Annotated in this window: 16 protein-coding genes; 12 read left to right on the top strand and 4 right to left on the bottom strand. The window is 40.1% G+C overall.

Going from position 1 to position 10,585, the window contains the following annotated elements; all coding sequences use genetic code 11:
* Positions 1-248 (bottom strand): transposase (locus tag H569_RS0116575; protein ID WP_027365907.1); only part of this gene is annotated, 248 nt, incomplete at its 3' end.
* Positions 249-589: 341 nt separating this feature from the next.
* Here H569_RS0116575 and H569_RS20765 point away from each other — a divergent pair.
* From H569_RS20765 to H569_RS23415, 3 genes are read left to right on the top strand one after another with little or no spacing between them, the layout of a single operon-like run.
* Positions 590-952 carry a MarR family winged helix-turn-helix transcriptional regulator gene (locus H569_RS20765; protein ID WP_051273720.1) on the top strand — a complete coding sequence of 121 codons (363 nt, stop codon included), beginning with the start codon at positions 590-592 and terminating at the stop codon, positions 950-952.
* A gap of 29 nt (positions 953-981) precedes the next feature.
* The gene (locus H569_RS0116565) at positions 982-1,782 is read left to right on the top strand and encodes a DUF3786 domain-containing protein (protein ID WP_027365905.1); all 801 of its coding nucleotides are present in this window, start codon (positions 982-984) and stop codon (positions 1,780-1,782) included.
* Between the two features lie 34 nt (positions 1,783-1,816).
* Positions 1,817-1,945 carry a flavodoxin family protein gene (locus H569_RS23415; protein WP_207637584.1) on the top strand — a complete coding sequence of 43 codons (129 nt, stop codon included), beginning with the start codon at positions 1,817-1,819 and terminating at the stop codon, positions 1,943-1,945.
* Positions 1,946-2,088: 143 nt separating this feature from the next.
* Here H569_RS23415 and H569_RS22835 read toward each other — a convergent pair whose 3' ends face one another.
* Complete coding sequence (locus H569_RS22835) at positions 2,089-2,235, bottom strand: hypothetical protein (protein ID WP_169726483.1); 147 nt, start codon at positions 2,233-2,235, stop codon at positions 2,089-2,091.
* Positions 2,236-3,090: 855 nt separating this feature from the next.
* Between H569_RS22835 and H569_RS0116545 the strand changes: the two genes are divergently transcribed.
* The 3 genes from H569_RS0116545 (at position 3,091) to H569_RS0116535 (ending at position 4,458) form a co-directional block, all read left to right on the top strand.
* Positions 3,091-3,273 carry a hypothetical protein gene (locus H569_RS0116545; protein ID WP_027365904.1) on the top strand — a complete coding sequence of 61 codons (183 nt, stop codon included), beginning with the start codon at positions 3,091-3,093 and terminating at the stop codon, positions 3,271-3,273.
* A 2-nt stretch (positions 3,274-3,275) separates the two neighbouring features.
* Positions 3,276-3,812: a hypothetical protein gene (locus H569_RS0116540; protein WP_027365903.1), complete on the top strand. Its 537-nt coding sequence runs from the start codon at positions 3,276-3,278 to the stop codon at positions 3,810-3,812.
* Positions 3,813-4,122: 310 nt separating this feature from the next.
* The gene (locus H569_RS0116535; protein ID WP_250636649.1) at positions 4,123-4,458 is read left to right on the top strand and encodes an HNH endonuclease; all 336 of its coding nucleotides are present in this window, start codon (positions 4,123-4,125) and stop codon (positions 4,456-4,458) included.
* Positions 4,459-4,461: 3 nt separating this feature from the next.
* Here H569_RS0116535 and H569_RS20760 read toward each other — a convergent pair whose 3' ends face one another.
* Complete coding sequence (locus tag H569_RS20760; RefSeq protein ID WP_051273719.1) at positions 4,462-4,710, bottom strand: type II toxin-antitoxin system RelE/ParE family toxin; 249 nt, start codon at positions 4,708-4,710, stop codon at positions 4,462-4,464.
* 46 nt (positions 4,711-4,756) lie between these two features.
* The gene (locus tag H569_RS0116525) at positions 4,757-5,098 is read right to left on the bottom strand and encodes an AbrB/MazE/SpoVT family DNA-binding domain-containing protein (protein WP_027365901.1); all 342 of its coding nucleotides are present in this window, start codon (positions 5,096-5,098) and stop codon (positions 4,757-4,759) included.
* Between the two features lie 614 nt (positions 5,099-5,712).
* Here H569_RS0116525 and H569_RS20755 point away from each other — a divergent pair.
* From H569_RS20755 to H569_RS0116485, 6 genes are all read left to right on the top strand, one after another.
* Positions 5,713-6,120, top strand: a complete 408-nt coding sequence (locus H569_RS20755) for a DUF6431 domain-containing protein (RefSeq protein WP_220427500.1) — start codon at positions 5,713-5,715, stop codon at positions 6,118-6,120.
* A 63-nt stretch (positions 6,121-6,183) separates the two neighbouring features.
* Positions 6,184-6,444: a type II toxin-antitoxin system Phd/YefM family antitoxin gene (locus H569_RS0116510; protein ID WP_027365899.1), complete on the top strand. Its 261-nt coding sequence runs from the start codon at positions 6,184-6,186 to the stop codon at positions 6,442-6,444.
* Positions 6,437-6,745 carry a type II toxin-antitoxin system RelE/ParE family toxin gene (locus tag H569_RS0116505; protein WP_027365898.1) on the top strand — a complete coding sequence of 103 codons (309 nt, stop codon included), beginning with the start codon at positions 6,437-6,439 and terminating at the stop codon, positions 6,743-6,745. The genes H569_RS0116510 and H569_RS0116505 overlap by 8 nt, the downstream gene beginning before the upstream one ends.
* A 158-nt stretch (positions 6,746-6,903) precedes the next feature.
* On the top strand, positions 6,904-7,635 hold the full coding sequence (locus tag H569_RS0116500) for a hypothetical protein (RefSeq protein WP_027365897.1): 732 nt from the start codon (positions 6,904-6,906) through the stop codon (positions 7,633-7,635).
* Between the two features lie 177 nt (positions 7,636-7,812).
* Positions 7,813-8,538 carry a ParB/RepB/Spo0J family partition protein gene (locus tag H569_RS0116495; RefSeq protein WP_027365896.1) on the top strand — a complete coding sequence of 242 codons (726 nt, stop codon included), beginning with the start codon at positions 7,813-7,815 and terminating at the stop codon, positions 8,536-8,538.
* Positions 8,539-9,189: 651 nt separating this feature from the next.
* On the top strand, positions 9,190-10,269 hold the full coding sequence (locus tag H569_RS0116485; protein ID WP_027365894.1) for a DEAD/DEAH box helicase family protein: 1,080 nt from the start codon (positions 9,190-9,192) through the stop codon (positions 10,267-10,269).
* Positions 10,270-10,585: the final 316 nt, after the last annotated feature.

Below are 10,585 nucleotides of genomic sequence, written 5' to 3'. Positions count from 1 at the left end.
AAACGCGGTACACGTAGGGTTATGGTTCCTACCCGGGTGGTTAGTTGGTGCGGGGATGTACCGTTACGGTACCCTTTCCTTTCGCTGGTACGCTCGTATGGCTCAGCTTGAAGTTGTTCGGTGGCTTGCGCCTGTAAGATTTGGTTCAATACGGATTCCAACAGGGCTGCTACTCCAGAATCTTTGTTATTGCTTAAAAATAGACGGTGCAAAAGTTCCTGATTTACGGTAATCTGGTATTGAGCCATGCAAATTCCTCCTTTGTTAGGTTTGTTTTGGCAATTCAATTCTAACTGAGGAATTTGTCTGGCTCCAGTATTTTTTTGGAAACCTATTTTACACAATTATACGGACTTAACTATCAAAAGAGCAAATATATTTGTTGCAATAGATGATTTTATTTTAAAAAAATTCTAAAAGAATCTTGACTTTGATTGTTAATATATTTACAATATTGTTAATATGCTAACAACTAACAAAGGAGGTTAAAAAAATTCAAGAAAACGGAGGTACTCAGGACCGTTACCTTTCAACACAAACGCTACATGAACTGATGCAGCTCTATGATAATTTAGAAGATGTTTTCTCTATGCATTTCGCCCAGTATGGCCTTTCTTGGCCAAAGTTTAATGCCCTAATTCACCTGTACATGGCTGGTGACCGGGGTTTGATCCAGTCAGAATTAGGTAAAAAGATGCTGGTTTCCAGGGCCAATATCACCGGTCTGATAGAGCGATTGGAAAAAGAAGACCTGGTGGTTCGCAGGTCTGAACCCTCCGATAAAAGAGTGTTCCGGGTCAACCTTACTAGCAGGGCCATTGCACTTATCAACGTTTTTCTTCCCGTACACAACAATTACATGCATAAAATCATGTCCGCTCTTGACAGGAATGAAAAGGAAATATTTATTTCACTGATAAGAAAACTTAATAAAGGATTGGAATCAATATAAATTTTTCTATTAGAAAGGGGATAAGCTATGTGACCCAGCTTAACAATCCTCTAGAAATTTACAAATTACTCCCAAAATTAAATTGTAGACAATGCCAAGTGGCGACATGCCTGGCCTTTGCCGCAGCGATAATCAAGGGGCAAAAGCGTCTGAACGAGTGCCCCCATCTGGAGAGAACTATAATTGACAAATTTGAAGGCAAGATTGTAAAGCAAATAACTTATGAACAGCAACTGGAGAAATTCCTTGAGCAGTTGAAAAGAAAAATTCCCGCAATAGATTTTTCTTTGTCAGCGGAAAGATTAGGGGCTACGCTTTCCGGCAATAAATTGACGATTAAATGTCTTAGTAAAAATTATACTGTTGATCATGAAGGTAATATCGCATCTGACTGTCACATAAATGTATGGGTAGCGATACCATTACTCAACTATATTATATCTAGTGCGGGTTCTAATGTTTCTGGAAAGTGGGTTTCTTTTAGGGAACTGAAAAATGGGATGAAATTTAACCCGCTTTATGAACAGAGATTTGAAAAACCTTTAAAACAGATTATCGATAATCATATCGATCTTTTTGAATACATTTTATATGTTTTTGGTGGAAAACCGAAGGACACCAGTTTCATCGCTGATATTTCGTTTATTTTACATCCCCTGCCAAAGGTTCCAATTCTCATTTGTTACAGCAAATTAGAAAATAATTTCGAATCCAAACTCAATGTTTTTTACGATACAACAGCGGAAGACAATCTCAGCATTGAATCAATTTATCTGCTTGGCGTTGGGCTTGTAACGATGTTCGAAAAGATCACTCTCAGGCATGGTTAAAACGTTGGGCGTTCGCCCATAAAGGAGTAATTAAATGAAGGTAATCGCGATCAACAGCAGCCCCAATATGGGCGAAGGCAACACTGCTCTGATACTTAATCCTTTCCTTAAGGGAATGAGAGAGGCGGGAGCAGAGGTTGAACTCTTCTACACGAAAAACTAAGGATTAACCCATGCCAGGGAGAGCTTAATTGTTGGCGCAAGACTCCTGGTAAGTAGGACCTGGCAGCACCACCCCGGTCAGTTTCAAGCAGGTGGTTCTCAAACTGCTTTAGAACGCCCTCCAACTTATCATGAGTAATTTTTTTAAGATAAAGGGCCTTCCCCATTTTTATTACCCCTTGATTTTCCTGGTGTTGCAAACATGGGTTCTGGTGTTTTACTCAGGATAAGTGCAGATATCTGTACTTTTTTCATGGTAAAAATGCTGCCCAGGAATATTTCCAGAGCCATTTTTCATGCGCTAAACCACCCCCAAAAAAGGGAAACAACCCGGCTACCGGGTTGTTTTTGTTTGGGTAAACATATTTACCGAATATTTTTCTCGAACAGAAGGAAATTTTATATTTATGTTGAATTTTGCCACTTAATAACTATTGGTCTTTTCTACCTACCTCGATAAGCTGAAATTTATTAATTAGTTCGTCTATGCATACTAAATTTTTTAGCCGCTAATGTCAATAATGCGAAGCTAGGAAAATTGCAGATTATGTAATACTGCAACAAATAATATGGTGGCTAAAGATGTCAAGACATTTTTTTGACCTTGTTTAAGGTGGTTTTTCTCCCTCCTTAGTGTATTTTGTAAGTAAAATATTATTAATAATAACATTTGTTAACTGGTAATTATGTTACATATTACCAGACAAAATACTGACTGACTCCTTTGGTTTCACTTTAACGGCTGCTAATTGTTCAATAAATTTTACCGGTGATAAGTCACTTGAATGGCATTGCCGATTTCTAATGCTTCCTTGATTAGTTGGTCCTTATATTCTTTCGGATATCTTTTACGTTGCATGATTATCCCCTTCCCGTTAATTTTAGTTTATACTATTAGGGGACAAGACTCAATCCTCGTATAGGGGCTAAATAGCTATCGACAAAAACATAGGGGTGGAATATTATATGATAGATAGAGCCCGCCGCGCCTCTTAATAATGCTTACCAAGGCGGGACCATATTTTATGAGAGTATTTATGCGGTGCCATATTTTTCTATTCGGGTTTAGTAAATTTTCTTTGAATTTTAAGGCGATACGGCATAAAATAATAGTAAAAGATGTGGATTGAAAAGAAGGTGGATCCAATGGCAACTGTTTCCTTTGATAAGAACATTATTATCAGGGAACCGGAAGCGGTTGAGAAGTTGGTAGAGGTGCTTTCATCTAAAGACGTGAAGCCTGTCAACCAAAAACTGACTTCCGCAGAGGCGATGGCAAGGGGTGAAGAGATATTAAGACGCTGCTTATCGCTCTCGAAAAATTCTTAGAGATGACTTCCGAGGAAAAGGTATCGGAAGTCATTTCTGTTTTTAAATGCGAAAAAGACCCGGATATAGAAAATTTTTTAAAGGAAAAGGCCGCTATCTATGAACGGAAAGCCAAGAGCCGTACATACCTGGTATTTGATGAAGAGGCAATGCTGGCAGGAGAATTCAAGCTTCTCGCATATTTTGCTATAGCCATGCAGACGCTTAAAATCCCAGAAGGTACAAGCCCGTCTCAAATACGTAGACTTGAAGGGCTTTATTCAAGAAAAGGCGACGGAATGATTACTGAAATACCAGCCTTTTTAATTGGTCAGCTTGGAAAAAACAGTTTATATGCTGACAAAATAACTGGAGACGCAGTAATGGATTATGCGATTTCCGTTATTTTCAGGGTGCAGGAGTTAATCGGAGGCAGGGTTGTTTTTGTAGAATGTCAGGACAAGACTAGGCTTATTGACTTTTATTCTAGAAACGGTTTCAGAGTATTTCGCCAGGACCCTGAGGACAAGTTAATTCAAATGGTGCGTTTGCTTAAGTGAAAAAATCACGTAAGTACAGTAAAAGTACAGTGAAAGTACAGTAAGGTGCCAGTGACGTGTCGTTTTTTTAGTGTTAAAATTTAAACTGAAAAAGTTTAGCTGTAGCTCTCGGAAATCGTCCGGGAGTTTTTATTGCTCAAAAACAGAGAGATACATATGTGCAAGTGCAAAGGCTGTATCTGGGGAACATTGGTGACACGCCGAAAGGTGCTGTGCATGTTCCCTTTTTGTTTCAAAGAAAAGGATAAGCAGGTGAAGCCTGATGCCAAGAAAGCCTAAAAGTCCTTGCAGTTATCCCGGATGTCATGCGTTGACCGATGAACAGTATTGTGGCCGGCACCGTAGGGAGGAATATAAAAAATATAGCCGTTTCAAAAGAGATGAGTTCAGCAAGCGGTTCTATAACTCACCCCAATGGCAGCGGCTTCGAAAACAGAAGCTTGCCATAAACCTCCTGTGCGAGCACTGCGAAAGAGAAGGCAAGGTAACACCGGCAACGGTTGTAGACCATATAGTGCCTATCAAGGAAGGTGGCGCTGCCTTGGATATAAATAACCTGCAGAGCCTGCGCAGGTCATGTCATGATTCAAAGACGGCAAGGGAAGACGGAAGGTGGGGAAATAAGAAAAGCCTCGTAAGGGGCTGACGCTTAAAGGTTTTTCATGTACCGTTTCAATTCCTGATAAAAGTTTTCACGGGTGCCGGCTAAGATAACAACAACGGTTGAGTCGCCTTCTTCAATGATTATATAGGCCAGCTCGTAGTTTGTTTTATTGTAGTAGATATCATAACAAAAGACGCCGGAAAGATCGCCCGTTTTGGGTTCACCCATATAAGGATCTTTGAGGATTTCGTCGACAGCTTTTTGAAAAGCCGCTTTAAGCGGTTTTTTTTTCAACTTTTTAAAAAGCGGGCGGCAGGAGGCAGAATAATCAACTTATGCATTATTCGACCTCCGGGCCAAAAACGTCTTCATAGGTGGAAAATTGATCTTTTCCGGCAGCAGTAAGGCGGGCGTCTTCCAGCAAGCGTTCAACAGCAGGCCGGACCTGGCGCCGCATTTCCTTGAACCTTTCAAGAAGCTCCTGCCCGGAAAGGCCTTGAGATATTAAGTCGGCAAGGATTTGCTCGTCAAATTCGCCGGTGTTATCGCGGACAGGACGGATAACAAGGGCATTGTTTTGGAGATAGCACTCAACTTCCTTTTCAATGCCGAGGCTGTTAAAAAATTCTATTGGAATGGTGATTTGGCGCTTCTGTGATACGGAAATACGCTTTTTCAACATATAATTACCTCCCGGTAGGGTTGTTTGTAACATTAGTGTTCATCCTTACTTAGTATATGCTGAGCAATGATTTAATATACAAATTTTCTTTGACTTAATTATTACAAAGAAACAAAGAAAGATCAAGGCGATTAGAGACCAACCGATGTAATAATGGTGTAAGGTAGGGGGGTATAAACTCTGTGCCTTGCAGTGTAAGAGCGGGCGCGCGGTCATGCGCGAAAAGTCGCGAAATTCAAGGCGGGGGGTTAAGGCGGGCGCAAAATGCCAGACCCCACACAGAAGGCGGATTAACGAAGAATAGGCATGCTTGAAAAAGCCGCAAAACACCGGCTATTTTCAGGCATTTATTATATCTTTCAATCATGGCATATGAAAACAAAAGGAAGGTGGCAGTTTTGGACATTCAGTGTAGAATCTCATTTTCAATTAGCCAAAAACCAGCCATATTATCAGATTGAACAATCTGCAATTGATAACAATACCAAAATAAACTGCTAAAACTTTTTAAATTAAATTAGGATTAATAAATAGTCAGTCCGTCAGTCCTAACAGATATTACCTTCCAAAACTGTCCTTTGGAAAAGGTAGAATATTTGCTGGAAGTGATAATAATGCAGCAGATATTCTATACAACAGCAACACCGGAAGAGTATCAGCGTATAGGGAAAAACTTTCCTTTCCCCGTCCCTGATTCTTGTCCCAATCCGGAATGCCTAATCAAGGTGCCACCGCAAAAACATAGTTTTTATGAGCGCAATATCATAGACACAAACTTTTGTGGCCGTATTTTAATCCGACGATACTATTGCAAGCATTGCGGAAAGACCATTTCCTACCTGCCTTCCTTTTGCCTGCCATATTTTCAATATACCGTCGAGATAATCATTGACGGTGTATTTACGCCGGACAAGCTTTCACCGGCTACCTTTTACCTGCTCTCTCAGAAACGGCTAGTATATACACTGCTCAACAGCTTTTATCAGATACTCTCGGCTGAAGCCTTTTTTATGGCCAAGTAAATAATAATATCGATATAAGGGCATAATTATGGTACAATAGAGCTACGAGAGGAGCTGGTAATTATGCCAAAAATAATTCCGATTCGGGATTTAAAAAAGACAAGTGAAATCTCTCAAATGTGTCATGCTTCGGATGAGCCAATCTTTGTGACAAAAAACGGATATGGCGATATGGTTATCATGAGCATGAAGCTGTACGAGGAAAAGATGTTCATGTCGGATGTCTACCGCAAATTAAGTGCTGCCGAAGAACAATTAACAGAAGGGAAAATACTTGACGGGGATGCTTCTCTGAAGAGTATAAGAGAAAAATACAATGTATAAGTTGATTGTCACAGAACTTGCTCATCAGGATTTAGACAATATCGTTTTATACATTGCTGTTCAATTGGCAAATCCAACGGCTGCATCAAATTTTCTTGATGAGGTAGAAAAATGCTACGCATATTTGAAAAGCAATCCGATGATGTATCCTAAGTGTAATGACAGTCGCTTGGAAAAAGAAGGTTACCGCAAGGCTGTGGTAAAAAACTATATTATTATCTATAAAGTGGATGAAGATGCCAAAAAAGTGAACATTCTGCGCTTCTTTTACGGCGCTCAAGATTATAATAAATTGATGTAAGCAAATATTGTTTAGTAGATGAAAGGTTTAATAAAGATTTGAACCGAAAGTTCTTTAATAAGCGAAAGGCATATTAAATGTTCAAATGCAGCAAGGGAAAAAGAATAATAAACTCTTCCCACTGGGAAGAGTTTGTTCAGAGAGGACTTCCATAAAACATGAATATTGTAACACTATTTACCTCGGTACGCAAAACCTGGACAGCAGAGAGAAGCCAAAATATCGGCACAGAAATCGGTATATGTCCTGCTTGCGCAGCAATTAACACATTTCAATATATATATACCTGTAACCGATGGCACTGGGATATAGACATACCAGAAAACTGGGTATTTGGCCAATGGGAACAGATAAAACTATTCCCTGTACAAGTACCAATACCGGTATACAGCTGTACAGAATGCAACCTGCAACAAAAAATAAACCCTTCATTTTGCCTACGTGGGACCACCTTAACACTACAAGCACTGTCATTTATCGGATTTGTGTACGAGACCACAGAACTAGCCTGGCGGGCATTACCCGAAAAACTATGTGACAAGAACAATACAATAGCACACAGCACGCTCTACAAAGCTATACATGGTGCTGGCAAACTCATCATAACAGCGCAAGAAATACAAAAACTATACTTAAAATACCTATCAACAACCAATCCGGCCGAACAAGATCCTCCTTTAATATGGCCACCGCCCAAATCCATCTACACCAACACAATTACCCGAGAACAAGGGTTCCGCCTGCTTTTAACCGACCTACTGCCGGGTAAATTCCTACGTTCAAAATTTCAGGAATATTTTTATCGCCATTTAAACATTCTAAACCGTATTTTTGCCGCATGGAATAAAGCCATAAGCAATATTTACGGCAAGCTAAAGACAGATCCATAAACAGGAAATATCCCGCTAAAATTAAAGAAACACTATCCAGCCTACCCTCCCGATTAAAATGGAACTGTGAGGCAACAAAAACATTCGCGGCTAAAAACAGCCAACAGAGGAGGGAAATCGCATGGATAATAACCCCACTGCAACAAAGACAGCCCACCGGCGGGACAAGTCTTAGCTTTGCCCTGCCACAAACTGGTGGACAACCCCCTGCGCATGGCCTATTACAACCAGACGCACCTGGCCGGGCTGGTAGTATCCATCAAAGAAAACGGACTTTTAGAACCTATCCTGGTACACCCCGGAGAAGATGGGCGCTACTACATCTTAAGCGGCCATTACCGCGTCCGTGCCGTGCGCAGGCTAAAGCAGCCCCAAATATTATGCCGTGTTTGCCACTTTGACCAGCGCACCGCAATGATCGTCTACTGTACCCAAAGCCTTTTAACCAGAGCCCCAAGCGCCATAGAAGAAGCCTACATGATGGCAGCTTTAATCAAAGCAGGCTTTAGCATGAGCAGAGTAGGTGCGCTATGGGGCAAAAGCAAATCCTGGGTTAGCCGCCGCATCAAACTTTTAAATGACCTGGACCCGCAGCTAAAAGAAGAACTGGGTCAGGGGCACTTACGGCCACGCCTGGCCCAGGAACTGGCCCGGTTGCCCCGGGGCAACGAGCAGGCCAGAGTGCTGGACCTGATCCGCCAGTATCACTTAAACAAAGCAGCTGCCGCCCAATTAGTCGACTGGTGGCTTAGCGCTACGGAAACTGAGCGTTGCCGCCTGGAAGAGACAGGTGGCTACCCCCTGCCTGACCCTGGTGAGAAGATCATCGCCAGCCCATCACCCGGCACATATACAGCTGACTCTTTGAAGCGCTGCACGTTAATTCACAGGGGGGTGGTTTAGAAGGTTACTTTATCGCTACCGGTTTCTTTGATTTGTTACCGCTGGCTTTAAAGTTAGCCAGCCAGGCGGACTATGGCGAAGATGTGGTTGTTGAGGCAATTTGCAAGGTGGCTGATAAGTATAGGGTTTATCCACCTAGAAGTAACAGGTCAGCTTGGTTTGCTATTGTTTTCCGGGAGAAGTTGGATGAGGCAAGGGCTGATATTTTAAGGAAAAATTATTTGCAAAGTTTGTAGTGTGTGCTTTAGCCGGCTATCGTTATTGGGGCTGGCTTTTTTATTTTCTGCACAGACTGACTGACGGACTGACTGCAGTCTATTTTATTTTGATTGTTTTAATCTGTTTTAAAGTGATTGTAAACACTTATCTGTCTCAGTAAAATTTTTTAGTAAAACTTCAAAGGGAAAAAGCATTTCACCAAGAATATACATGTAGGGTTTCACCTCGCTTGTGTTTTTTGTTGTGGGATAAAGAACACTTCTATAAGTAATGAGGTGAAACCTTTTATTTTTAGGAGCTTTATTGAGATATTTTAACTTTTTTGGTCAGGGTAAATTTGTTTTTCTATATTTTAAGAGCCTTGTGTTTTATGGCACTAGAATTATGCAATTGGCTCTTAAATAATTTAAGAAATAAGGTGGAATAAATGAAATGGATAAAACACAAAAGATTTTGAACTACTGGTATAATTTAGAGTTTTTTTCACCATTCTGGCCGGAAAAAACAAAAGATACAGTATATATTAATAATATGAATAATAGAATGCCTTGGATAGTAAAGGCTGATCCTAAATATACATATGATGTTTATTTAGGTAAAATTAAATCCCAAGATTTGATTATGGATATGCTAGACTCTATTGGTGAAAAAGATGATGCAATAGAAAAAGATAATTCACTGTCATGCATTTGTGCGTTTAAATTGGCTTCTGACGGAACCTACATTGAGGAATCTTTTTCAGTTTCTACTTTTGTGTGGGCAGTTGCTAAAATAATTGCAGAGAAGAATTTAAGAACAGATTTAAGTACAGTTGAAATAGATAAGCTGAACAGTGAAATGAATGATATCCTAACATCTGTCGGCAACAAACTTGAATACAAGGATTTGGAGAAATTCTATACTATTGTTATGGAAAAAATATTGCTTAACTTAAACAATAGTGTTTTTTGTGCTGTCATAAATAAAAAGTTTACCAAAAAGGAAAATGAGAAAAGAAAAGAAAAAAGTAAGCAGAGTGTACAGGAAGATGAAGAAGATGATATTGATACCAATACCGATATGTTATCAAGCTTTTATGTGTCGGATATTGATATGATCAGACGCAAGGTTCAAAAAGGGGATAAAATTGTAAAGTATATTGAAGCACTTAATAAGCCAACAATAGACCGTACAGAGATAGACATTGATGTTTCCCAGATGAAAAAATGGCTATCACCAGAAAAATATCCACTTGGCAAATGGCCTTCGATTTATAACCCTAGCCTGATGCAGCAAATTGCAATCAATATAGGTATATCAGATAATGAATATCCAGGTGGAATTTTCTCGATAAATGGGCCGCCGGGAACTGGTAAAACTACGCTTTTAAAAGAGATAATAGCCTCAAATATTGTAGAAAGGGCATTGCTTTTGAGTGAATATCAAGAGCCGGATGATGCTTTTTTGCAATGCCAATTTGATTCTCCGGAAAATGATTATTTAAAATACTATTATCGGTATTTGTCAAGATAGTTGTCGCATAAATGTTTAAAAAATAGTATTTTACCGACGCCGGTCTTGACTCCATGTGCTAGTAATAGGGTAACCCGACTGACGGATATACGCCAATGAATAAATTGGGTATACGGTCGGGTCTATTAAGTCTAGCACATGGGTCAAGACTCTCGCTTCGCTCGACCGCAAGCGGCGGCTGCTTGTTCTTAAGACCATATATCTCCCCTCCCTTTGGAGACCGCCTATGATTTTATTTACCGGGGTATATGTCATTAAATTAAGCAAAACACTTTTCCTTAGATGCCGGTTCTTTAACATGTTCAGGATTAAGCCA

Origin of the sequence: Desulfotruncus alcoholivorax DSM 16058 (genome assembly GCF_000430885.1) — a bacterium.
Taxonomy (GTDB): Bacteria; Bacillota; Desulfotomaculia; order Desulfotomaculales; family Desulfallaceae; genus Desulfotruncus; species Desulfotruncus alcoholivorax.
The sequence above is the reverse complement of the archived record's forward strand: the minus strand, read 5'-3'. Positions and strand labels throughout refer to the sequence as shown.